This is a genomic window from Sphingobacterium bambusae (assembly GCF_033955345.1).
Taxonomy (GTDB): domain Bacteria; phylum Bacteroidota; class Bacteroidia; order Sphingobacteriales; family Sphingobacteriaceae; genus Sphingobacterium; species Sphingobacterium bambusae.
Genome location: NZ_CP138332.1, coordinates 4,702,388 through 4,726,585, shown reverse-complemented (window position 1 = coordinate 4,726,585; position 24,198 = coordinate 4,702,388). Strand labels below are relative to the sequence as shown.

19 protein-coding genes are annotated in these 24,198 nt (G+C 43.9%); 10 read left to right on the top strand and 9 right to left on the bottom strand.

Annotated elements, in window-relative coordinates:
* Positions 1-97 precede the first annotated feature (97 nt).
* A complete protein-coding gene (locus tag SCB77_RS19580; protein WP_320183694.1) occupies positions 98-463 on the bottom strand; it encodes a winged helix-turn-helix transcriptional regulator in 366 nt (121 codons plus the stop codon).
* Positions 464-564: 101 nt separating this feature from the next.
* Between SCB77_RS19580 and SCB77_RS19575 the strand changes: the two genes are divergently transcribed.
* The 5 genes from SCB77_RS19575 to SCB77_RS19555 all read left to right on the top strand — a co-directional run bounded on the left by SCB77_RS19575 (position 565) and on the right by SCB77_RS19555 (position 5,908).
* The gene (locus tag SCB77_RS19575; protein ID WP_320183693.1) at positions 565-1,095 is read left to right on the top strand and encodes an NAD(P)H-dependent oxidoreductase; all 531 of its coding nucleotides are present in this window, start codon (positions 565-567) and stop codon (positions 1,093-1,095) included.
* 91 nt (positions 1,096-1,186) lie between these two features.
* Complete coding sequence (locus SCB77_RS19570) at positions 1,187-2,860, top strand: TlpA family protein disulfide reductase (protein WP_320183692.1); 1,674 nt, start codon at positions 1,187-1,189, stop codon at positions 2,858-2,860.
* 70 nt (positions 2,861-2,930) lie between these two features.
* A complete protein-coding gene (locus SCB77_RS19565) occupies positions 2,931-3,776 on the top strand; it encodes a GLPGLI family protein (RefSeq protein ID WP_320183691.1) in 846 nt (281 codons plus the stop codon).
* 103 nt (positions 3,777-3,879) lie between these two features.
* Entirely contained in the window at positions 3,880-4,884 is a 1,005-nt protein-coding gene (locus SCB77_RS19560; protein WP_320183690.1) for an aldo/keto reductase, read from the top strand.
* 205 nt (positions 4,885-5,089) lie between these two features.
* On the top strand, positions 5,090-5,908 hold the full coding sequence (locus SCB77_RS19555; protein ID WP_407028952.1) for a helix-turn-helix domain-containing protein: 819 nt from the start codon (positions 5,090-5,092) through the stop codon (positions 5,906-5,908).
* Positions 5,909-5,952: 44 nt separating this feature from the next.
* On the opposite strand, the gene SCB77_RS19550 is transcribed toward SCB77_RS19555, so the two are convergent.
* Positions 5,953-8,112 (bottom strand): peptidase domain-containing ABC transporter, encoded by a 2,160-nt coding sequence (locus SCB77_RS19550; RefSeq protein WP_320183688.1) that lies wholly within the window; start codon positions 8,110-8,112, stop codon positions 5,953-5,955.
* A 105-nt stretch (positions 8,113-8,217) separates the two neighbouring features.
* Here SCB77_RS19550 and SCB77_RS19545 point away from each other — a divergent pair, with 105 nt between their 5' ends.
* Positions 8,218-8,877, top strand: coding sequence for a rhomboid family intramembrane serine protease (locus tag SCB77_RS19545; RefSeq protein ID WP_320183687.1), 660 nt, complete (start codon positions 8,218-8,220; stop codon positions 8,875-8,877).
* Between the two features lie 6 nt (positions 8,878-8,883).
* Entirely contained in the window at positions 8,884-9,543 is a 660-nt protein-coding gene (locus SCB77_RS19540) for a rhomboid family intramembrane serine protease (RefSeq protein ID WP_320183686.1), read from the top strand.
* Here the strand turns inward: SCB77_RS19540 and SCB77_RS19535 are convergent.
* A complete protein-coding gene (locus tag SCB77_RS19535) occupies positions 9,532-9,690 on the bottom strand; it encodes a hypothetical protein (protein ID WP_320183685.1) in 159 nt (52 codons plus the stop codon). The two genes, SCB77_RS19540 and SCB77_RS19535, sit on opposite strands and share 12 nt — an antisense overlap.
* Before the next feature lie 150 nt (positions 9,691-9,840).
* On the opposite strand from SCB77_RS19535, the gene SCB77_RS19530 reads away from it, so the two are divergent.
* Entirely contained in the window at positions 9,841-10,155 is a 315-nt protein-coding gene (locus SCB77_RS19530; RefSeq protein ID WP_320183684.1) for a helix-turn-helix domain-containing protein, read from the top strand.
* 602 nt (positions 10,156-10,757) lie between these two features.
* Positions 10,758-11,834 (top strand): YncE family protein, encoded by a 1,077-nt coding sequence (locus tag SCB77_RS19525; protein ID WP_320183683.1) that lies wholly within the window; start codon positions 10,758-10,760, stop codon positions 11,832-11,834.
* Positions 11,835-11,901: 67 nt separating this feature from the next.
* Here the strand turns inward: SCB77_RS19525 and SCB77_RS19520 are convergent, their stop codons facing one another.
* Together SCB77_RS19520 and SCB77_RS19515 are read right to left on the bottom strand one after the other, a co-directional pair.
* Positions 11,902-13,233, bottom strand: coding sequence for an SWIM zinc finger family protein (locus SCB77_RS19520; protein WP_320183682.1), 1,332 nt, complete (start codon positions 13,231-13,233; stop codon positions 11,902-11,904).
* A gap of 5 nt (positions 13,234-13,238) precedes the next feature.
* A complete protein-coding gene (locus SCB77_RS19515; RefSeq protein WP_320183681.1) occupies positions 13,239-16,370 on the bottom strand; it encodes a DUF6493 family protein in 3,132 nt (1,043 codons plus the stop codon).
* A 198-nt stretch (positions 16,371-16,568) separates the two neighbouring features.
* Between SCB77_RS19515 and SCB77_RS19510 the strand changes: the two genes are divergently transcribed.
* On the top strand, positions 16,569-17,915 hold the full coding sequence (locus SCB77_RS19510) for a S41 family peptidase (protein WP_320183680.1): 1,347 nt from the start codon (positions 16,569-16,571) through the stop codon (positions 17,913-17,915).
* A gap of 96 nt (positions 17,916-18,011) precedes the next feature.
* Here SCB77_RS19510 and SCB77_RS19505 read toward each other — a convergent pair whose 3' ends face one another.
* From SCB77_RS19505 to SCB77_RS19490, 4 genes are all read right to left on the bottom strand, one after another.
* Entirely contained in the window at positions 18,012-18,329 is a 318-nt protein-coding gene (locus tag SCB77_RS19505) for a hypothetical protein (RefSeq protein ID WP_320183679.1), read from the bottom strand.
* A gap of 19 nt (positions 18,330-18,348) precedes the next feature.
* Entirely contained in the window at positions 18,349-19,137 is a 789-nt protein-coding gene (locus SCB77_RS19500; protein ID WP_320183678.1) for a hypothetical protein, read from the bottom strand.
* Between the two features lie 58 nt (positions 19,138-19,195).
* Complete coding sequence (locus SCB77_RS19495; RefSeq protein ID WP_320183677.1) at positions 19,196-20,587, bottom strand: hypothetical protein; 1,392 nt, start codon at positions 20,585-20,587, stop codon at positions 19,196-19,198.
* Positions 20,588-20,809: 222 nt separating this feature from the next.
* Positions 20,810-24,088, bottom strand: a complete 3,279-nt coding sequence (locus tag SCB77_RS19490) for a TonB-dependent receptor (protein ID WP_320183676.1) — start codon at positions 24,086-24,088, stop codon at positions 20,810-20,812.
* Between the last annotated feature and the right edge of the window lie 110 nt (positions 24,089-24,198).

Below are 24,198 nucleotides of genomic sequence, written 5' to 3'. Positions count from 1 at the left end.
ACATTAATTGCGAAGAGCAAAGGCCCCCGAGCTTTTGCTCTTTTTACGTTAAAGATTGTGCAGCTTCGGCTTATTTTCATCATTAGGAAACGATCAATTACTTATTTTCCTCGATTTTCCGATGCTTATCTCCCCATTTCTCCAATTGTTTGATGATGGGACCTAATTCTTGGCCGATCTCCGTTAATTCATATTCCACTCGCAAGGGCACTTCGGCATAGACCGTTCTTTTCACAACGCTTGTATCTTCCAGCTTACGCAGTTGCAGCGTGAGCATACGCTCCGTGATATTCGGCAATCGCGTCTTCAGCTCGCCAAACCTCAACTTCCCCTCCAGTAGCCAAGAACAAATAGCGAGCGCCCATTGTCCACCAATGATATTGGCAGCATAAACTTCCGAACATTCATCGGCCAGCGCCACCTTATTGGCATAGTTCGTTGACGTTTGTTTGATTTTAGACATCACTTACATTTTTTATAGTACCTTACAATGGGTAGCTAATATAGTGTTTACGCTTCGGAGCCTGTATTTTTGTACCATATAATGTTAAAAATATGACGATCATGAAAACATTGGTAATCGTAACACACCCAGACCTTACTACATCCGTCGTGAACAAACGGTGGGTACAGGAACTCGAGAAATATCCGGATCAATATGTTATACACCAGTTGCACCGTGTGTACCCTGATGGGCAAATTGACGTGGACGCTGAACAAAAATTAGTGGAAAAATACGATAAGATTGTGTTTCAATTTCCATTTTACTGGTTCAGTTGTCCTGCATTTCTTAAGAAATGGATCGATGAGGTACTGCTGCATGGCTGGGCTTATGGAAGTAAGAGCGGATACAAAATGTCGAATAAGCGCATCGGATTAGCCATGTCGGTTGGCGTTGATGAACATGAGTATCAGGCAAACGAAAAATACAAGTATACCATGCAAGAGTTGTTGAGACCATTTGAACTCACCTTTGATTATATCAAAGCGGACTATAGGCCATTCTTTGCGTTCTACGGGTTAGAATACAATGCTACAGCAGAATGGGTAGAACAAAGCGTCCCAGCTTATATGGACTACCTAGAAAATCTTTAAAAATAGGCACCAATAAATTGAATATCAACAGTCTATTATAAAACCATTTTAGTATTTTTAAGGCAAGAACTAACTCATTAATCCTTGCACAATGAAAATACTAAAATGGTACATCCTTAGCCTTTGCATCCTCTCCCTTCACGCGGATCCATGCAAAGCGCAAACTATCAAAGAAACCGCAGAGCAATTCAGTACTACTGAAACACATCGTACAGGAAAAATAAAAGCCTTGCCCACAGCGATAACATCTTGGCTGGAACAGGAACTGGCGAAATCAAAAAAACAAGCCTCGATAGCGCTTCAGGAAACGAATTTCTTTGGTAGCGATACCGTTAAAATTGTGGGTTACCTACGTGGCTACGCACGCAGTGCGGGATTTAGCAGCGGTATTATATATTACAGCAACGATCTTACCAACGAAGATTTCCCCACGACTATCCGTATCCAAGAAGACGGTCGTTTTGAAACGACGCTCGTCATCGGATATCCAAAAGTATTGCAGTTGTTGATAAACGACCAATGGATCGACATGTATGCTGAACCCGGACAAACCGTTGGCCTGCTATTGGATTGGGATGATTTCCTTGCCGCGAGCCAACAGTCTGATGAGCGTTACAACTTTCAACATACCAAATACCTTGGTGCTACAGCTGCTATCAATGAACAATTGACGAGCTACAAGCAGGCAGTAATAGACTACAGAAAATTTTTGGAAGAACGGCTCACGACAACAGCAGAAGATTTCCTGCAGCGCACATCAACAACATGGGCCGATGAGCGTAGACGCCTAGACAATTTCTTGGTGGACAAGAACTTCCACCCTATTACCACTAAACTTTTATATAACAAAGTTGATTTAACCTATTGCAATTTGCTCTTTGATTTTACCTTTAATAGAGACTATTTGGCGACAACAAATCCGGATAACGAAATAGTGAAGCGTCCAATAACGTCAGCCTATTATGAATTTCTTCAAAAAATTGATCTTCGCGATCCGACGTTGATGGTATCGAGCGAATTCTCGACATTGATTAACCGCTTAGAGTTTTCGCCCTTATACGCCCGCATGGAATTTCAAGGTGAGGATACCTATAAAAAAATAGACAGCGCGTTCCTCATACGATCAGGCTACGATGAACTGCCCTTCCTTTACAACGTTGCCAAACTTAGGGATTTAAAATCTGCTTACCCATATGCCAGGACGGACAGTGCCCTCCATCGATTACGCGATAAATTCGATCAGGCCGTAGAACATCCTTACTTGCAAGCCGAAAACCAACGCTTGCACCAACAGACTATTCAAAAACGTATAGGCTATGAGGTGCCCGACAGCTATGGCGGTCAAGTTTTCAAAAATATTATCGCAGCGCACAAAGGAAAGGTATTGGTCATTGATTTCTGGGCACAATGGTGCGGCCCCTGCCGCGCGGGCATTGAAAACAGCCTGTCCGTAAGACAGAAGTTGAAAGACCATCCCGATCTAGACTTTGTTTTCATTACCGACGAACAAGGTACCGAAAAAGCATTCTTTGATGATTACAATGCTAAAAATTCCATGATCAACTCCTACCGCATCAAAGATGACGAATACCTTGCGCTACGCGAACTCTTTCATTTCAATGGCATTCCACGTTATATCCTTGTAGACACCGATGGAAAAATAAGAGATGAGAACTTTGCATCCTACAATCTTTCCCATCAATTAGTGCGGTATTTTCCGGAGAAATTTAAAGATCTATCAGCGTTCTTAGCCACAGCACAATAAGCAGCGATTTCGAGACATTTTGTTCTTATATAAGAGAATTAATAGTATATTAACAAAAAAAGCTAGCACCATGAACAATTTATTATGTATGCTGATCGGCTGTTTCCTATTGCTTGATGTACATGGGCAAGAAAAAGCTGTTGCGAAAATACAATATCACTTTAGCCATATCAATGACACGACAAAAACGGATATACCCGTTGTGGATGAAACGATTTCCTACCTCGGCAAGGATGCGTACTACTTTACAAGTTTTTCGGAGGAAATTATGAAAAAGCAGGTAGATGAACAATTGGCACTACCTTCTTTCGATAACCACATCACCTTGCAATTCGCCACGACGCCCATTTTACAACACTACATTATTTATCCTGCGGAACGCAAGACGACACTTATAGAAGGTATCAGCTCTAACTTCGACTTACATGTTATAGACGAAGTTTACGAAACACAGGATTGGACCATCACCGATGAAGAAAAAGAAATTGGCGGCTATCTTTGTCAAAAAGCAACAACGACCTTCAAAGGGCGAGATTACACGGCTTGGTTTACTAACGAACTACCCTTCCCTTACGGTCCATGGAAGTTGCATGGACTTCCGGGACTTATCCTCAGTGCCAACGATGCGCGCGGAGAGGTTTCCTTTGCTTACGCTGGCTTTGATACCCTTACGGAGACAAAAGCCATCAAGCCCCCCGCTTATGCGCTCCGATCCACAAAAAAAGACTTGGACAAGCTCAAAAAAATCTTTAAAGATGATCCTAGCGGCTACCAAAGCTCTCTAGCCGCTGCTGGAAAAATGGATATTCCCAACGCATACTACGGCATTGATTACGAGAAAACATCGATTTCTTTTGATTTCAAAGACTACAAACCTTCCAAAGAAAACAACAATCCGTTAGAAATAAGCGAATAAAAAACGGAGCGGCCTGTCTCCGTTTTGCTTACAGGATACGAGGTTTTGCAAACATCCGAAGAAGTTATCCTATCGATATTTGTAGAAACAACAAAACATCGATATGGACATTAAAAAAATAAACTTAGGAAATCAAGGGCTCGTGGTGCCAGCCATAGGCTTGGGCTGTATGGGGATGACGGGTTTTGAAGCCGGCAACATGTATGGTAAGGCCGACGAGCAGGAAGCCATCGCGACCATACATCGCTCCTTGGAGCTTGGCGGAAACTTCTTAGACACGGCAGATTTATATGGCCCTTTTAAAAATGAACAGCTTATCGCACGTGCCATTGCTGGAAAACGCAAAGACTACATTATTGCTACAAAATTTGGTTGGGAAATAGACGACAACGAGAAAGTGACTTGGGCCATCAACGGAAGAAAAGAATATTTAAAAAAGGCGGTGGAACGCTCACTGAAGCATCTCCAAACAGATTATATCGACCTGTATTACATGCATCGCTTAGACAAAAACACGCCCATAGAAGAAACTGTAGAAGCTATGGCCGACCTGGTGAAGGAAGGCAAAGTCGGCTACCTTGGCCTCTCCGAAGTATCCTCCGAAACGATTCGACGTGCACATGCTGTGCATCCGATCACCGCCGTACAAAGCGAGTATTCCCTCTTCGAGCGTACCGTAGAAGCACGCGGCATTCTACAAACCTTGAAGGAACTCGGTATTGGTTTCGTTGCTTACTCTCCATTAGGTAGAGGATTTTTATCCGGTCAAATCCGTCAATTAGAAGATCTGCCGGAGGACGATTTCCGACGAGCCATTCCACGTTTTCAGGAACAGTATTTCGAAAAAAACAGGGAATTGGTAAAAGCAATAGAACTATTGGCCGAGCAAAAGGGCGTCACATCATCCCAATTAGCGTTGGCCTGGATCATTAGTAAAGGCATTCTCCCTATCCCAGGCACCAAAAGAAGGCGCTATGTCGAGCAAAATATTGCAGCGACTCATATTCAGCTAACAAGGGAAGACCAAAACAAGCTGGAAGCCATTATACCATTGGGCACCGACACGGGCAACCCCTACGATGCTTTTAGTATGGGACTATTAGATTAACCCTGCGAATGGGTCGCCTTATCCGATCAGCTAATGAAACGGCGTCTAATGGGGCGACCTATCTGCTAGGACAGCGGTCAGCTATATTTTTTTCAATCATAACACTTATCTTCGTTTTATGCAGGCCATAAATTCTATCTCTCAATTCCATAAACTGCTCTCCTTAGCAGAACCGCGACACCCCTTGATTAGTGTAGTGAACCTTATGGAAAGTATGTTTTTTGAAGACGATATCTGGAAAGGCTTCGTCAATCGGTTCTACTGTTTAGCACTTAAACGCGATGCTAAAGGAAAAATACGCTATGGGCAAAAGCACTACGACTATGACAAAGGCGTGCTCAGCTTTACCGCGCCAAACCAAGTGCAATCGTTAAACCTCCATGAACTAGAGTGCGGCTCCGGCTATCTACTCATTTTTCATCCGGATTTTTTAATGGGCCACCCACTCGCCTCTGCCATCAAAACTTATGGATTCTTTGATTACGCGGTCAACGAAGCCCTACATCTCTCGGAAGAAGAAGAGGATAACATCCTGACAATCCTACGTAAAATCGATCAGGAATGTCTGCACATCGACAAACATACGCACAGCATTATCCTATCGCAGATAGAATTGTTCCTCAATTATTCCAATCGTTTTTACGAACGTCAGTTTTTTACACGTAAAAACCACAATTATCAGCTCTTGGAAAAGTTTGAGAGCATCGTGGACAGTTATTTTGAGAACAACGCACCTTTGCAACGAGGATTGTTAACGGTTCACCACATCGCCAAAGAAATGAACCTCTCTGCAAATTACCTGAGCGATCTACTGCGTGTGCATACTGGACAAAACACCCAACAGCATATACATGAGAAATTGATCCAAAAGGCCAAAGAAAAGTTGTCGACGACCGATCTCTCGGTTAGCGAAATTGCCTACACCTTAGGATTCGAACACATGCAGTCCTTCAGCACGTTGTTTAAAAAGAAAACAAAGCACACTCCACTGCAATTTCGGAAGTCTTTTTTCGACCAAACGTAGGGCACTGCGGTCACTTTTGAAATCGATACATTTTTCTGCTTAAGCTATACGTAAGCAAACTGCCTATTCCATATATGTGCGTAGATGGACTGCTCGTTTTCTAGCAGCTCTATATGGCATCCTTCTTCTGCTAAACGACCATCCTGCAAGACTAGAATCTTGTCTGCATGGGCAACGGTACTTAGACGATGGGCTATAATAATCACGGTTTTACCCTGCATCCTCAACCGTTGCAAGGCCGATTGAACAACCTCCTCGGAAGCGGTATCCAAGGCTGACGTTGCTTCATCCAAGATGAGTATTTCGGGCTGTCGGTACAAGGCTCGCGCAATGGCGATCCGCTGTTTCTGTCCGCCGGATAACAACACCCCGTTTTCGCCGAGGTACGTATGAAGACCTTCCGGCCATTTCTCCGCAAAATTGGAAATTCCGAGCTCATTTGCCACATCGAGTACACGTTGTATATCTGGATAGTCATCGCCAAAGGCGATATTTTCTATGATCGTTCCCGAAAGCAGATGAATATCCTGAGGAACAACAGCAATCAGGCTGCGTAAGGCCTGCTGCCTGACATAGCGAATATCGTAGTCACCAATCTGGATCTTTCCATCCTTGAGTGGATACACATGCTGTAACAAAGCAGCGATGGTGCTTTTTCCAGAACCGCTAGCCCCTACAATGGCGGTGGTCTTTCCCTTCTCAAATTGACAGGTTAAGCCATGGAGCACCTGTATCCGGGATCCATAGCTGAACGACACATTATGAAACCGTATGGTTCCCAAGCCTGTAGCCTTCAACTCAAACTTACCGGACTGCTCTTCGCGTTCAAGATCCATAATTTCAAAAAGGCGATCAGACGCAATAAGCGCTTGCTGCAAAGTCCGGTTCATCCCAATCAACTGGGAAACGGGCAGCGTGAAATAACCAATCAATGCATAGCATGACAACAGTTCGCCTATGGTCATGCTATTTTGCACGACATAGGTGGTTCCTACCCATAGTAAGAGAATGGTAAATAGACGGGAAAGCAATTCGCTGGCTGTTCCCGAAAATAAACTATTCAGCACCGATTTACGGATATTTGTCCACAAAACGGAAAAGCGCTGATCTGTCTTTTCATGTGAGGACGGCTCGGCAGCAAATTGTTTAATCGTGCGCACAGCATGTAGCGACTCGACAACATGGGCATCCAAATTAGCAGCGTCTTCCATCAATTGTCGCTCTGTCCTTTTATTCCATCTATTGCTCAACCAATAGATGGATCCATACAACGGGATAACTGTAGCGACGATTAACGCGAGTTTCCAATAATAGGTAAACATCAAAGCCAAGGAGAAAAAAACGATCAAGAAATTCACGACAATCTGAATAGCAGCATCATTGATAAATGTGCGGATCTTCACGGCGTCGTTTACCCGAGATATGATTTCGCCCACCTTCATGGTATCGAAAAAGCGTTGAGGGAGCCGCAAAAGATGTTTATAATAGCCTAGAATGAGGTAACGATCGATACGCTGTCCGGTGCGCAATACCAGCATATTTTTTAAAAAACCGATGCCATACTGCAGTATCAACAGGATGATCATCCCGAAAGACAAGAGGTTAAGCAAGCTTAAATCACCGTGCGCCAGCACCTCGTCGGTTATCTTCTGGATATACAACGAGGTGGAAAGTCCCAAGAGCGTATAGGCAATCGCTCCCAACAAGGCCAAGAACGCAACGGAGCGATGCGGCTTGACAAGCTGCCAAAACCGTTGGTAAGGACTTGTTTTCTCATTTCTTTTTTCGAAGTAAGCATGAGGTTCCATCAATACCATCGCACCTGTCCATATTTCTTGAAAATCGGCTAGTCGGTATGTATTAAAAGAAGCTGTCGCAGGATCCATCGCGATGATGAAATCCTTTTCTACTTTATAGATCACGAGGTAATGCCGACGTTGCTCCGGCAAAACAACATGGGCAACGGCAGGAAGCGGAATTTGGGATAGCGATTCTACATTTCCCTTTACGCCCTTGGCATGAAACCCCATGGCGTCCAACCCCTGAATCAAGCCCAATATATTAGTACCTCGCGCATCGGTATGGCATCGCTGTCTGATTTTTGCGATAGGCAAATGCAAACCATAATAAGCAGCGACAGAAGCTAGACAAGCAGCCCCGCAGTCTCTTTGATCTTGTTGCTTTGTACGTAGTTTTTTGTTCATTTCATTTTCATTTACCTGCGTGTCAACATATACCGCTACATCCTAAAGGCTTTGTCTTGTCCATGTAGAACTTTTCCATTATCTTTCCAAAAATTATCCAAACCGATGGCTTTTTTTGATGTTTTCCCAACCTTCGCCGAAGCGCCTTACTCCTACATTGTCATGCCATTGGTTCTGATCAGTAGCATCATCGGTTTTTATCGAAAATCCTATTTTCACGCTTTGCTATTGCATCCTCACGAAATAGCGCAGGGAAAACGCATACACACCCTTTTAACATCAGCATTTGTACATCGAAACTGGCTGCACCTCTTGTTTAACAGCTTTGTCATTTACGGTCTCGGCTTTGACATGTACGGTTGTATAAATCAAGAACTAGGCACACTGTGGGCAGTCGTTCTTACGCCCATTCTTTTTATGCTCTTGATCATCCTGCCCAATCTTATACAGACCCTGAAAAAAAAGAAAGATTTTCTATTTACTTCCGTGGGAGCGTCAGGCCTTGGCTTCGGCTTATACGGTTTCAGTTTTCTGTATTTCCCCAAACAAAAAACGGGCAACATGTTTTTTCCTTGGGTAGAAAACAGTTTTGACTATTGGATCATGGCCAATTTATTTCTTCTAGTGCTTTCCTTTATTCCTTTGATATCCGTCAATAGAGAATTACATCTGGTAGGCTTCTTGGTCGGGTCAGTTGCCGCTTTATTTGTCAGGCCACAATCTATTACCGAAATAGGAATCATGCTGCAAAACCTAATCCACTAAAGACCTATGGCTTTTTTTGATATTTTTCCAACCTTTGTGGAGTCACCCTATTCCTACACCGTTGCACCATTGGTCCTTATAAGCGGTATTATTGGATTCTACCGGAAATCCTATTTCCATGCTTTGCTATTGCACCCTTATGAAATAGCACAGGGAAAACGGATACACACCCTACTCACCTCCGCTTTCGTACATCGCAACTGGGCACATCTTTTGTTCAACTCCCTTCTTGTTTATGGCTTAGCATATGATATGTTCGGCTGTATAAAACAGGAAAACGGATATCTTGCAGCGACTATTGCCACTCCTTGCCTCTTTGCCCTTCTCATTATCCTTCCCAATTCATTTCAGGTATGGAAACAAAAAGCGAATTTTCTTTTTACCAGCGTGGGCATATCTGGCCTTACGCTAGGCCTTTACGGTTTTGGATTCTTTTTCTTTCCTGAGCAAAAAGCAGATAACATGTTTATATCATGGGTCAGCAATAGCTTAGAATACTGGATTGTAGCCACGATTTTCCTTTTTTTGGTTTCCTTCATACCCCATAGTGGTATTAACCGTCAATTGCATATCATCGCTTTTCATACGGGATCCCTTTTAGCGCTTATCGTAAGGCCAGAGGCCATCACCGAAATGTGGCCACTGATCTTAAATTTAGCCCACTAAAATGGATACCAATTTATCCCAAAATCCGCCATGCTTGTCGTCATTTCTATCACCACCGCCATCGGTTTCGATCTGTTCTTCTAGACTAAGTTCTACCACTGGTAGCCTGTCTGTAATCTTGCTGTTGTTGTTGTTTTTGGTCTTCATAATTTGTTTTTTTTCAAAAATCAGAAGACATCGGAAGGCCTACCACAACCACAAGTTGTACGCTAAAACCTGAAGTTTTAACAGGTATTTTTTTTACAACTTCAGGTTATATTTATTAGATTTGTGTTGGTCTACTAGCAATTGAAATCCATGGCAAAAGGGGAAATTGGAACATTTATTCGTCAGAAAAGAGAGAGCTTAAAAATTTCTCAGGAAGCGGTTGCATTTGTATTGGATATGTCGCAGGCGGCCTACTCCAAAATTGAACGCAATGAAACCAAGCTGAAGGTAGATCAAGTATATAAAATAGCCGATTACTTTGGTGTTAGTGTTTATGAATTGCTACCTCCGTCTCTGGCAAGCGATTTTACTGGGGGAAGCATTTTCGGATTAATATGGTACTACCTAAAATGGACATTCGATTGGCTACGTCGTAAAAACAAACCTATTGACAACGAGGCTTAAAGCTACTTTCAAGTTTCTTCCTTTCCCAAACCTATCGGCTGATAGCAGGTATTGGAAGGAACACCTTACCATGGCATTGATTTAGAGCTCCTCCCACCTGCTTTTCAGGTTGTTAATAATCAGGAACGCGTTAACTATCGTAAAACAGGGACACTACCCCCTTCTTTACCTTCGTGTACTCGACCGTTGACTGTCATCACGCACCATTATTAAAGAAGCGGCTCTGTACTAGCAGACAGAACCGCCGCAGCTTCTCCCCGAAGCCTAAATCATAAGCATTGTAAATTTCCGCAAGCTTAGCGGCATTTCCTACAACCTCAGGTTGTATTTTCACTTTTTCTAGAACTTTTTAACGAGCTAAGAATCGCGAGTTGGGACAACTGATTTACATGCAGCATCCATCTAAAACAAGCAGCAGTCGAAGAAAGACTATGCGCTAATATTTACAGAACGTGGAGAAGGCAGGCGATAAATTGTTTACCTTTGGAGCAAGCGCTTGTGCCGAAGCTTGTTGATGTTGATTTTTTCCAACAGCGATTGTATCGAAATATCTTCCTTTAACGTTTTTGGTTTTGAGCAGGGATTTTACATAATATAGCTACATGAAATATTGCTTTTTTGCCTTTGTTGCAATGATTGTATTGGCGGCTTCTTGTTCCGAAGACGAAACGGAACCTACAGGCCGTATAAACAGCGTTTCCCGACTATACGTCTCGTTTGAGGAATATGAAAGCTCCGACGACGGCATAGCCGACACCAATATGCGTATTGTCAAGAAGGCTGATTCTACGGTATTTAATCTTGACACGGCACATCTATCGATGGCTCGTGGAGGTGGTATTATCCTATTCAACCCTTTTTTAAAATCGGTTATTCAGGCCAGCGCCAATACAGACGTACAGCGCGACTCGGCCATATATGTCACCCAAGTACAGCTGCAAGGGCAGTTAAGCAATGGCGGGATGATGGCTAGCTCGTTATTACGAAAAGTACGTGGAATGGCCTATCACCGTGCATCCGACGCCCTATTTGTGGTTAATGCAGATGCTGATCGCTCCGGAATATTTGTTGTAGACCGACCGAACAGCGTCAGCCAAAACAGAAAACCGTGGAAACAGTTTTTTACAGGAAACCTTCCTATGTGGGGTGCAGCCTACCGCGACAACAGATTGTTTGTGGCGAAACAAGGAACAGAAGGTGGCATCTACGTTTTCGAAAGTATTGTTACGCGACCTGTGAACGTCGTTGACTCTACAGCATCACTTGCCCCTGCCCGCACTTTGGCCATAGAAAATGCACGAAATCTACACGGCATGGCCTACGATACGGTACGAAATATGTTGGCCATTACCGATTACACTGACGGAACGACACCAGGAACCGGTCGTATTTTGATCTTTGAAAACTTTAACGGTATGATCAATGGAACTAGCATCACACCAACACGGATCATCACGGGCGCCGCAACATTGCTCACGCAACCGGTCGATGTCGCTATTGATACCCGTGCTACAGGGCAGTATCTTTATGTTGCTGATAGATCGAAAAAAGTATTACGTTTTCTGATCTCCGATAATGGAAATGCGACGCCAGACAGGATCATCGATACAGAAGAGTATGGCACGCCGGTGGCTCTTTCCTTGGATAGCCGAGACGAGTCTACGATACCGCAATTTTAATTGTCTTCAACAAAAGGAATATAGAAATAGTACGCGCAAAGATGGCCATCTTTGCGCGTACTTCATTTTAGAGTAACATCTTCACAGCTAGTATATGCTTACACAGCCCTCTTTTAACTTGATGGTTGGTGAACCAGTCACATGTACAACGGTAACGTTCACCCTGCATAATAACGGTATGCTGCACGCCGGTGCCTGCCACGCGTGCTTCCACTTGATCAGCATCACGCTTCACAAATTGAACCGCGTCGCTAGATAAGAGCTTTTGCGCATTCTTTAATCTTGGGTTTAAGGAAAGAATACGCTCCGTTTTAAAGGGCAAACGACGGTAGTAATGCTGGCGATGGTGCAAATCATAGCCCAACAAACCGATAGCAGAAAGAGACGCCGTCAAGGTATCCATCGTTCTAAAATCCACATCATGCTCAATCGATAGCAAAGTGGGATCGAACATCTCATTGGATTTCAGTAAGGTATTCACCCCTTGCACCCATTCCAGCGGCACATCTTGTAACATATTTTCCAAGACGTTTCCTTCTCCGGAGAATCCGCGATAGCTATCCGGCGATAAAGCCAAAGTAAGACGCATCTTACCAAAATCAGCCACAAAGGCGCAGCTTTCCCCGCCCTGTTCCTGATACACCAAAAGCTTTTCACTGTAGGGCAACAAGCCTTCCAAAAGCCTCAGTCGCTGAAGCCCTCCCACGCGCACCGCGTCTTTGGTGTGGATCGGGGAAAAGGCAAAACGATTGGCACGTTGCGTAAGATAAAGCTCGCCCTTTACATTTCCTTTCGGCAAGCTTTGAAACAGCTGTACAATCTGCATCTTGTTAAGCTGAAATTTCTGGTCCATATCCGCCAAATAAAGCTGCACACTAGTGAGCCCCTTGATCCATCGCGGCGGTAAGCTTACCTTTTTCTCCACCACCTTGCCTTTGTCGGTACTTATGGAAACCTCTTTGCTGCCAACACCAAGCACCATCTTTTCGGTTTTTCGGACGGCGTTTAGGGCATTCAACATAGGTTCATTGAAGTCCACATTCGTTGTTCCGCTGGCGAGAAACTCTCCATCGATAGCATCCTCTAGCAAGTCTAGCCGTGCATACACTCCATTACAGGAAGAAAAGCCTTCGAAGCGAATCTGATCAGTACCCGCAGACACGATGGGATCACGCAAGCTGGGGGGCACCGGCCCAAAGCTGGAACGAACAACCTTTGATAAGGTCAGCAGGCACTTAGAAGTTAATAAAGGGTCCGTTACACTGCCCCAAAAGAAGCAGGGCACTTGGTTGACTTCCGCCAGCTCCGTTTGGTGTGCAAGGACCAATTGCTGTATACCATTTTGCTGTAGCAAGGACGAATTGCTCGCGTAGGCCAAATCTAAATCAGTTGTTGCCATATCGTTTAACTCCGTATTTTTTTAAGAATTGATTGTAGTGATTTAACCGTTTCAAAACGTTGAAGAGCCTCTAAAACGTTTTTTCCAATAGCGCTAATTGATTTGCTCTTCACATCGAAATACATTTCCAATAATTTTTTGAGGTTTAATGGTGGTTTTTCACCTAGTTGCGTCGCAATAAAAGTAGCTTCCAACACTTGCCGTAGTGCATCGGTTTGGGACGGTGATATATCCTTTACCGCAGCAAGAACATCGATCAATCGTCCTAAAGGGCCGTAGTTATGACTGATCAAAAAGCCGATATCTTTACCCATAACCGAAGGTTGCAAACGCCCCTGTTCAACGCTATGCAATAGCACCTCGCCAGCGATAATGCGGACTTCCTTCTCTTTGTTGAAACAGCAGGTTGCCAAATAAAAAGAAGATTGTAAATCGATAACGTAAGAGGGGTGCAACATACAGTGTAGTAATGCACTGGATGACTTACCGGCGTAGTCGTTCATGCGGCTGTAAACGCTGGTAAGGAACAGTGCCAATGCTTCTGGATTCTGAGGCATAAGGCTATACATGTACGCCACATCGCTACCGTAGATATAGTAGGGAGATACCCCATCTTTACCCCGGAAGAAAAGATCCTTGCCATACAGAAACGTTGCGGGGATCTCACCGAAAGTAGGTAGAGCATAAAGGAGCTTCTCGCCTAGATACTCCGGCTCTTGTTTTTTTGTTGCATAATTATAGGCCATGTAATAGGCTGATTCGAACTTCGGTTCTGGACGAAAGGGAGCCACGGCGAAGGGCACCTCATTTAGCACGGCAGCAAGCTGCTCGAAATTACCATTGGGATGATGTGTACGTGCTGCCGTCGCCCAAATTCCTGCCCACAGGCTGTCGTTCGACTGCTTCGCAGGCAACAGCTTTTGCAACCAAGATTTCTTATCGACTAGAAGTTCGTCGCTCAGTCCAAGTGCGTAGCGTAGCAAGTCCTTGACCTTCCCATCCTGCAGGCTTTGTGCTGCGGCCCAAGCAGCCTCTACGTGCACGCGAGGCATGCGGCTAACGGCTACACTGAAATCCAGTAAATCAATAGCCTGCTCTGCTTTCTCGTACTGCAACAAGCGCTCGACAAGCTGAAGCGGGTTCACATAACAGGGGGCGTGTGTAGGTAAAGATAACAGCGGTAAATTTACGTTGGCAAGCATACGCCGCTGCACAGTAAGCAACAGGTTACCCAAGACAGCCACCGTTTTAGAATGCGTCATATAACGGTCGGGCTGTAGGCTTATCTTTTCAGGATTATAATAAATAGCATGTAAGAAATTGGAAAAATAATGAAACCAAGCCGATTCACGGTAAGTCTTGTTCAACTGTTTCGTGTACGGTTCAAGCTGCACTTTGTAGTCATCCGGAAAGCTAGCGCGATGTATCATCCAAGCATTGACCAAAATCTCCATCTGCACGGAATCATTATCGCCAAGCACTTTCCCCACCTGAAATAGGATGCCACTCCAATCCTGCGGCTGTTCCAGTATTTCCTCCAGCACCGGCACAGTCGCCGCCTGCGGTAAATAGGAGTTAACATCGCCCTGCAAGGGTGCCAACACCTCTTCCAAACTCAATCCCTCGTCGTCCGAAAGAAAAGGTTTCAACTCGTCTTTTAGATTACCCAACAGCTGATCACTGTAGAGGCTAAGCTTTTCGCTCAGATCGGCATCATTGGTATCACCATATTTACAGATCAACTTCACTGCCCGCTCCTGCAGCTGCAACTCGGGTACCATAAAGACATCTGATACCAGCAATAACAGTGACGCTCGTGCTTTGACCTGTATTTTCAAAATTTTGTCGAATTGAATCAGTAGGGTTTTGATAGATTTTTTGACGTCAGCGCGCATAAATACAGCGGCTAACCAATTTTCAAATTCCAGCAAATCGAACTTGGAATCTAGCAACAAGGGCTTAAGAAGTTCTACCGCAAAATTAACCACTGCTGGCAATTCGGCGTGGAGCAGCGGAAATATGGCGGTCTGCTCCTGCAACAACATTTCATTCTCTACATTAAGTCGTTCGATCAGCTTCCTAAAATAACTCCGCAAATTGGGATTCCACGACTTTGTTTGCGCCTCCAAAGCTGAAATGAATAACCAGCGTTTATCAACCTTTCCTTCGGAAAGCATATGATCAAAAATTTGATCCCAGAATAGTACATTTTCTTTCGATTGGTAGTCGAAGTGCAGGTATATGTTCTGTATATTGGTTTCATACGCAAACAACAAGGGAATATCTCGCGATACCGTCAGTGGGTCGTCCAATAGATACCGCACATACTTTTCCACGTCTTTTTCATTAGCCCTCCATTGATGGTAATTGGTCAAGGAACGGGCATACACTTCTTCCTCAAATGCAAGTAAGCCTTGCGCTTCCCATTTTCGTAAGGCTGAATAGGCCACGTAATTCCAATCATTTTTTTGATACTGTTGTTTCAGATACTCGGCCAGCCAATCAGGCTTGGCCCAATCCAATAGATCGGCTAAAATAGGATCTTGCTGCTGACTAAGCAGATCGACGAACTCGCTCCAAGTGGTGCTATCAGAGAGGCTGAACGTTCCTAGAGCCAGTAATTTGATTTTATATTCTTGGCTATTCGTTCCGCGTTTACCCCAACCGTGGCTAGCCATTTGCCGAAATTCGGCATCATTAGAAAGGTCTACATAGCTCATCCAATATTTCTTCGCTTGCTTAATCTCTTTCTTCAGCAGCTCCAAATTACCCTTACTATATTCCTTCAAAAAGGGTAAGACATCCACAGCTTTACCCGATTTTATTAGGGTACGCAAGGTCTCCTGTAATTGTAACTTAGCTTGCTGCGAGGAGGAGAACCCTGTACCAGAACGCTTTGCGGAGGAATCTATGTTTGGCACTACGACCGTACCATCGTCGGAATAGCCTTTTTTGATCTTCTCGTTAGTCAGCTTTTCGGCGTCTTTAACACTGGCCTCTTCAGAATCGAATGTTTTTGTCTTGGATTGACCACTGGTACCGTTCTTTCCATAGGTGACCGTATGTGTATTTCCCTCCTGCTCTATTTGCCAAAACTTGTCCGAATTTCCATCGATGTACTTTAAATGTCTGAACATAGTGTCTCTGTTGATCACTGAAATTTAAGAACTTTTAATGAACACCTGAAATAGTTTTTCCAAAATCACTGATTTCAGCTAGGGCTACGTAGATGGTCTATTGAAAGCTGTAGTTCAGGTCAATTTTAGTTCCTCATCCCCATCAAAAGCTTAACAAACGCTTAACAGCAATTTGATGACAGCTTCGTAAATTACAGCATGATCAAGGGTCGTCATGCAGTACTATATTCCATCTTGATGGGCAGTGTAGGCTTTTTTCAAGCCTGCCAAAAGGACGATCCTGTTTATCCCGCAGGCACTAATGAAGCCATTAATCAATGGATAGACACGGAGATGGATCAGTATTACTACTGGCGTGATAAACGACCTGCACAACATGATCAATCCGCTAATCCTATAAGCTATTTCCATATGCTTCTAGCTCAGGAAGATCGATTTTCGACCATTTTGCAAAGCCAAAATCAAGATAGTTTCGGAAAAACACTCGCTAATACCTTCGGCCTCGATATCATTAGCGTAGAACAGGGGAACCAAAGCCTACATCTCATTAGCCAAGTCGTACCCTTCAGTGCTGCTGCTACGGCCGGCCTAGCGCGAGGAGATAGCATAGAGCAGATCAATGGTGTCATACTTAGTCAAATAAATATCGAGGAGACCGTTATTCAGGCGTTAGCGCTAAACAGGTTGCAGTTACGCTTGAAAAAGGATAAGCTTATTGATCTGCCGTCAAGTTACATTGCGCAACCGGTGGTCTACACGTACCGCTTGCTTAACGATCAGCCTAACACCGGCTACCTCTATCTAAGCCATTTTGATTTTAGTGGTGCCTATGATGTGCTTGAAGCCGTAAAAAAGCTGAAAGAGGCCGAAGTAAGCAATTTAATTCTAGATCTACGGTACAACCCTGGAGGACAGGTTTCTTTTGCAGCTTTTTGTGCGTTGTTATTTGCTCCCGTTCAAGCTAACGAGATCTTTGTTCGGTATCGAGGTAACAAACGAATGGCTGCTATCGACGATACCTTTGCCGATGCATTAGCACGGCAGCCCGATGGCTACAGCTTTTCCGTAGCAGAACTGATCGCAGCACGCTTGCCGTTGCGCCATATCACCGTACTCACGACTGGCCATACAGCATCGGCCGCCGAACTGCTTATCAACAACCTACGCCCATATATAGCTGTCATCCATATTGGCGAAAACACCTTGGGTAAAGATATGGCCAGTGTAACACGCAGCTCACCACAGGATATAAACGGCGACCAAGCAACTTGGCATATCCTGCCACTGGTCTACAAAATGTATAACCGGGAAAATGTGGGCGATTACGCTGCTGGAATCGTGCCGCAGCAGCTCGTTCAGGAATACCGAACGTTACCATTGTATCCTTTTGGCGACTCACGCGATCCATTGCTCGTTGAAGCGCTCCAAACAGCGAACAAGAATGTGACTAGCCGAGATAACAGACAGGTACCGATATCGTCTAAGCCCACATCAATACGTTTTGAATCGAGGCCTTACGAACATCACCCTATTCTTCTTGATTAGGAAATGTGCTATCTAAATCCGTCGTCTACATCATTAAAATTTAAAAAAATGAACGGCAGAACGCCGCTCATTTATATATTAAGGAGGGAAATGGATCTATTTTGCTAAGGCATTTATAGCTTGTACTAAGCGATGTACATCAATCTCGGCTATCGGTTCATTTTTCAACAATAGCCGAAATGGCTTTGCAAAAAAACGCATCCGCGCCTGATGAGCAGCTTGCTCATACAGTTCAATAGTTTCTTCGAGTTCATATAATTGCCGTTGATAAGCCGAAAACAACATATCCAAACGCTGTGCACAATCTTGAATATCGTCTACGCTAAGCGCCTGTTTTTGCACAGAGAGCGTGTGCTCTACTTCCTGCAAAACCTGCTTCAACTGCCGATGCTTACTTACGTTAATGCCTTTCATAAACATTCATGTTTTAATATTATTTACTTTGTAGAGCGTACACGAAATAAGCACTACTTCCCTCAGGATATATCCCTATACCAGGAATCATACCTAGATAATCCGAAGGAACATCATCGCGAAGAGCAATTTGATAAACCTTATTTAGACCCGCCGGCTCTACTGTATTATCATTATGGGGAGCAAGTGCCAATGCAAACAAGATAGGGTATCCGTCGTGTAGATAAGGCTCCATTTCACTATCTACTGGATAAAAAAGAATATAATAGCCAGCTGTTTCCGCATATGTAGAAGAAGCATATCCACCCAATTCAAACTCAGCAAAATTATTGGCAAACCTATTCGATATATTACTTATTATCTCCGGCTCGCTCACGGGCATTAACGATCCGTCAGCCATACAGGCAACGATATTAACTTCAGCACCGTTATTAAACATACCAATATTGGCCAGATCTATTTTAAAGCGTTCGGGATTTACGGCTATATTACCCAAGCTCCGCAATAAAAGCGAACTCTCTCCATTATTAAGTAAACTGATGGTGTCCATCGTATTATCAAACGCAACCATCTCCTCCAAAAGTCTTTTCCCATCGACATCTAAAAACCGATATGTCGCCTGTCCAATCGGCACTTTAATTGAATTTTGCGTTATGAATATCTGTTGATCATTTCTGTATATGGAAATGCCATTGAAATTTCCAGAGAGATATACGTTAGATAGATTCTCAAAAGCTTCAACATATTCACCTTTCTTGCAGCTTACGAGCAACAGACTGAAGAGGGTCAAGTAGAATATTTTTCTCATAGGGGGGGGTCAAGAGCAAGGAGAGCAAAATAAATTGCCCTCCTCTCATTAGTAATAATTAATAAGTCTTCGGTTGGAATTGTGTCCAATTTGCTGTCCAAACAGCTACACCTGGTTGAAAGGCTCCTTTAAATGTCGCAGCCGTTCCATAAGCGGGAGAGTTTGCTGATGGAATCAAATTACTGACATTAAATGATGATGCGGCCGCTGTACTGTAAAATGGATTGGTAAATGCATTAGTACCTAACAACAAATAGCTATTTGCACTTGCGGCTGTACTGGTTCCGTTACCTGTGTAATTTGCTGGTGTTGGTGTACCGGTGATGGCTGTGGTATATCCATGAACCAAGTTATTGCTAAATGTACCACCTGCACTTGTAATGGCCTCAAAAGCTACTCCTGTAGGATAACCTGCAATAATCGAACGTTGGATCGTCATTGAAGTTCCTCTTCTCCAACGGTTACCTGCTCTTAATTTTGTAGCAGCGGTTGTTGCATTTTGCAAACCCAAGAATGTAAAATTGTTCAACTTAGGATTGGTCTTCGGTAAAGAGGCAAAAGGACTTGCACCTTCATTGTCCGACTCAATACCGTTAGCATCAGAGACACCTCCAGAAATACTGTTGGTCGCATTCGGATCTTTTAACGATAAACCGTAGTTAATAGTTCCTGAATAACCGAAATCAAAATCGAAATCATCATCATCAGCCGACAAGGCCACCAAGTGATCAGCATTGACTGTACCTCCGAAGAATTCAAAGGCATCGTCTCTACCCCATGACACTTGAATGTGAGATAATTCGGTACCACTACCCACACCACCTAAAGTCAAACCGTTAATTTCGTTGTTCTCATTCAAATTGTAACCGGCAAACTCGATACGCACGTAACGCAACGTACCTGAGCTTTCTGTATTATACGTATCCGCACCAAACGTACCATAAGTAACGTCTGTACCATCTGGCTGAGGAAGACCTTCGATACGTGTTGCAACACTTTGGTTGATGCGCGCTCTACCTAAAACGATCACCCCACCGAAATCACCTGGATTACGTGATCCTGCTGCATTTGGCGATGTAAAAACAATAGGTTCTGTAGGCGTACCGATCGCATTCAATTTCGCTGTTTTTGGCACAACCAATACTCCGCGAATCTGATGTGTGCCATACAAAGGGTCATTATAGGTTTTTAAATTCCCTGAGGTCAAGAATGTACCGGCTTCGATAGTCAACGTTTGCCCCGGTCTAACGTAAGACACTCCATCAATTAACCAAACCGTATCTTTCGATAGGAAGTTTTTTGTAATTAAACCACTGGCATTTACAGGGATGTGCGCTTGCGGCTTAGCAGGTAAACCTGCATTTAAATCACCTTGAACAGCGATATTGTCTTTGTTACATGAAGCGAATGCGATTGCGCAAACAGCCCCTAGCGTTAAAAAATTTTTCATTTTTTGGTTATAAAAACTTAATTTTGCTGCCACAAGATCCTTTATGACTATGCTACTCTTCGGGACAGCATTTCGATGAGTAGTATAGTTTGTTGTCATACCGTTGGTTTCCTAATTTTTCTTTAATTTCCAGATTGCGCTATTGGGCAATGCTCGGATGCTTTTTTTATTAAAACCATTGGTCTGACAAACTGCCTCGCGCAGTTTTAAAAATTTTCTTTATTAAAAATTGTACGTTAGCGATAGATTAAATCGTTGTCCATCCTTTCGTCTGTAAACGATATTATCACCTTCTTCCTTACGGTACCGATTACTCTTGCCTTCTACCGCATTCCATCCACCACCCAACTCATTTATTTCGGTATACCCCGTGGTATTGGTGTAGTAGACAGCCCATTCATTCAAGATATTCGCCATATTCAACTTCAATTCCAGCTTCTTTTTCAGGAAGCGTGCATATACCTGCGCATCGAGTTGACGGGGAGCTTGTTCATATTCTACGAGATTTGGATTTACATGGGTTATGTTCGTTCGGTATCCACGTTGGTTGTAACTAGCCGTCAAGCCTACATACTCACCCCAATAACCTAAACCAGCGTTTAACAGCCAAGGTGATTGCCCAATCAACGGACGATTTTGCACCCCTTCTTTTGTCTGCATAAGCAAGTTGCTTCCATCTTCTTGGATTACATATCGCCACTGCGATAAGGCATCTACTTCTGATTTTAACAAACTTCCATTTCCATAAATAAAAAGATCTTGCAACCATGCTGCACTACCTAGGAAACTAAAATTTTTACGAAACTCCAGCTCCAAACCGAGATTCGTAGCCGATTCCATATTCGTAAAGGCATACTGATTTGCTCCCGAAATTTTAATTAACTCTATCGGACGGTCGAGATACTTGTAATACCCCGTCAATGAAATAATCTCTCCGGGAGAAGGGTACCATTCTAGGCGTGCATCCACATTATCCACGATCGTCGACTCGACGCGGTCGCCACTGATATTTCCATCCAACTCATAATCGTAAAAGCCGAAGAAGGATGACTCGCGAAAGTCAGGTCGAATAGCCGTTCGGGAATACGAACCTCGAACATTAAACGTAGATGTCACCTCATAAGTCGCGTTGAGTGAAGGCAACCAACGCCAACCGTTTTCTAAGACCGCTCTTCGATACTGAATGAGCTCATCCTGATCAGTAAATTGCCTATCCAGTAAGTCCTCTTGGCTATTATTAAGTGTAAAAGATTCACCACGTAAACCGTATACCAAACGCAACTTATTCCACAATTTTTGATCAGCCATCAAATACAATACATGGATATCAATACGACCATTAAAAATGGATCCATTGGTATTCTCGGCCCAATAATACGCTTGGTTAAGCCCCGATCCTATATTTTCGGGGCGCAAAATCACTTCGTAAGGTTGCTCGATCACGCTTGCTGTTGCAGTGTAAGGTATCATGCGCGTAATGGAAAGGTCGCGCCGCTTCGTCCAGCCTTGATAGCCAAATTTCAGCAAAGTACTTGCGGACGATCCTGTAGCAAAAGGTCGAGCGAAATTTAGCCCCCAATTGAAATCATTTTCATCCACATTTGTCCACATCCGGTAGTCAAAAGGTGTATTGGTACCACCTGCTCGACCAGGCTTCCATAGGTTCGGCGTCTGAAAGTAGTGTTGGTCTCCGATACTCGTCGTGAGACGATACTCTATTTTTCGTTCATCCAAAATTTGCTGTTTGATCTTATTATACGCAAACATGCCATCCATTTTTATGTTCCACGGCAGTTGATATTCACCATTCAATTGGTGTTGCTGTAGCGACATAGTTTGCGGTTGCTGATACTGCTCTAAGCTCGGACCTTGCGGTACGTCCTCATAGTTTAAGCGAATCGCTTCATAGAAATTATCATTATACGTACGCGTGTACATATTTTTTAGGGAAATCTTAAACTTTTCCCCTTGCAAACCTAGATTTGCCAATAAACCACTGGCACTTTGGAATCGGTAAGCTGTACCAGCACCACTTTGGCCTATCCCCGTGCTATCGATATAATCGACCTCTTCGCCGTAACTCGATCCACGCACATTATTAAAAGGTGTAATCTGTTGCTCAGTACGTAAATTTGCACTGGCCGAAAAGCCAAAGCGTAGGCCATCTCCTAGTTGATATACCCGTCCTAGTCCGAAGAGATAGTTTTGATTAGGAGAGGCTGTATATCGGTATAATTTTAGGTTGTCACTGGAGAAACGTTTCGATTGCGCAATAGCGTCAAAGGAATTGTAAAGTGGCGAATTATCTCCGATAAGATGTTGGCCTTCCGCTGCACCCGGTATTGTTGGATCAGTCGATATTCCGGGAGGCGGAACTGCCGTCCCTCCAAAATTCCAAGACTGTATATTTTCCGGGGCTTTTGCCGATGGATCAAAAAAACCAAAATATTCACTGCTTTTACGCTCCCCGAGGCGATAGAAGTCTTTACCTGTTGTCTGGCTGTTTCCTCCAATTCCTACTTGAAGGGTGGTGAAGTTTTGATCTGGGATATCCAGCGTATTAACCGATACTTGACCACCAGAAAACTCCGAGGAGACATCGGGTGTGGCTGTTTTATTAACCACGATCGAACTCACCATCGTAGCCGGAATGATGTCAAAAGAAAAATCACGGCGATTCATCGAGGTGCTGGGGATAGTCACTCCGTCCAGCATCGCTTGGTTGTAGCGGTCAGACATCCCCCTAACAATAACACGGCTATTGTTCACCGTCGTAATTCCCGTCACCCGTTTTAAAACCTGTCCGATGTCATTATCCGGCGTACGGGCGATCTGTTCGGCAGAAATACCATCTGTTACCGAAGCAGCATTTTTTTGTGCTGCATACAGCCCAGCCACGGATGCTTGTTTGTAATTCACCGTCACGACAACATCTTCCAACTGTTGTGTATTGACTTTCATCGAGACGTCCAGCGTGGTGCTTTGACCGGCACGCACCGTAACATCCTGCACACGTTGTGTTTGATAAGATACATAGCTGATCTCCACGCGGTAACTACCGGCAGGCAGATCAACCTGATAGGAGCCATCCACACTAGCTTGTGTGGTCCTGCCGGTCTCCAACACGCGAATATTGGCGCCTGCCAAGGCGAGTCCGCGTTCATCAAAAATTTTTCCACTGATTTTTCCTGGACGCTGTGGCACTTTCCTTTCCAAGGTAATGTAAGCCCCCGACTCTTTAAAAACCAATCCAGTTCCCGCAAACAGATACGTGAGTACATCGCGAACGGGCGTATGTTTAAATGCTTTCGGACGGATATGTTTTTTGGAGAGTTTCATATCCGAATCGTCGAAGGCTATATAGACCTGTTCGGCTTCCAAGCGTTGAACGGCCTGCGTGATACTCCCCTCCGCCACATCGACACTTATCTTCTTATCTAAAATTTGAGCCTTCACATCGGCGGCAAAGAGCATTTCGGTAAGACTTAGAACTCCTAGCATTCCTATCAACAATATTCGCATAGTAAAATGGAGATAGTATAAATTAATTTGCATAAATTTGCTTTGTGTTAAATAACTGATACGGTTTTTGATACATTTTTCTACAGGGC

Bases quoted from the DNA above. Each gene is read 5' to 3' on its own strand.
- SCB77_RS19495 (WP_320183677.1), bottom strand. From the start codon at position 20,587: ATGAAAAATTTTTTAACGCTAGGGGCTGTTTGCGCAATCGCATTCGCT.
- SCB77_RS19575 (WP_320183693.1), top strand. From the start codon at position 565: ATGAAAACATTGGTAATCGTAACACACCCAGACCTTACTACATCCGTC.
- SCB77_RS19530 (WP_320183684.1), top strand. From the start codon at position 9,841: ATGGCAAAAGGGGAAATTGGAACATTTATTCGTCAGAAAAGAGAGAGC.
- SCB77_RS19490 (WP_320183676.1), bottom strand. From the start codon at position 24,088: ATGCTAGGAGTTCTAAGTCTTACCGAAATGCTCTTTGCCGCCGATGTG.
- SCB77_RS19570 (WP_320183692.1), top strand. From the start codon at position 1,187: ATGAAAATACTAAAATGGTACATCCTTAGCCTTTGCATCCTCTCCCTT.
- SCB77_RS19520 (WP_320183682.1), bottom strand. From the start codon at position 13,233: ATGGCAACAACTGATTTAGATTTGGCCTACGCGAGCAATTCGTCCTTG.
- SCB77_RS19580 (WP_320183694.1), bottom strand. From the start codon at position 463: ATGTCTAAAATCAAACAAACGTCAACGAACTATGCCAATAAGGTGGCG.
- SCB77_RS19565 (WP_320183691.1), top strand. From the start codon at position 2,931: ATGAACAATTTATTATGTATGCTGATCGGCTGTTTCCTATTGCTTGAT.
- SCB77_RS19545 (WP_320183687.1), top strand. From the start codon at position 8,218: ATGGCTTTTTTTGATGTTTTCCCAACCTTCGCCGAAGCGCCTTACTCC.
- SCB77_RS19540 (WP_320183686.1), top strand. From the start codon at position 8,884: ATGGCTTTTTTTGATATTTTTCCAACCTTTGTGGAGTCACCCTATTCC.
- SCB77_RS19515 (WP_320183681.1), bottom strand. From the start codon at position 16,370: ATGTTCAGACATTTAAAGTACATCGATGGAAATTCGGACAAGTTTTGG.
- SCB77_RS19535 (WP_320183685.1), bottom strand. From the start codon at position 9,690: ATGAAGACCAAAAACAACAACAACAGCAAGATTACAGACAGGCTACCA.
- SCB77_RS19510 (WP_320183680.1), top strand. From the start codon at position 16,569: ATGATCAAGGGTCGTCATGCAGTACTATATTCCATCTTGATGGGCAGT.
- SCB77_RS19560 (WP_320183690.1), top strand. From the start codon at position 3,880: ATGGACATTAAAAAAATAAACTTAGGAAATCAAGGGCTCGTGGTGCCA.
- SCB77_RS19505 (WP_320183679.1), bottom strand. From the start codon at position 18,329: ATGAAAGGCATTAACGTAAGTAAGCATCGGCAGTTGAAGCAGGTTTTG.
- SCB77_RS19500 (WP_320183678.1), bottom strand. From the start codon at position 19,137: ATGAGAAAAATATTCTACTTGACCCTCTTCAGTCTGTTGCTCGTAAGC.
- SCB77_RS19550 (WP_320183688.1), bottom strand. From the start codon at position 8,112: ATGAACAAAAAACTACGTACAAAGCAACAAGATCAAAGAGACTGCGGG.
- SCB77_RS19525 (WP_320183683.1), top strand. From the start codon at position 10,758: ATGAAATATTGCTTTTTTGCCTTTGTTGCAATGATTGTATTGGCGGCT.
- SCB77_RS19555 (WP_407028952.1), top strand. From the start codon at position 5,090: ATGGAAAGTATGTTTTTTGAAGACGATATCTGGAAAGGCTTCGTCAAT.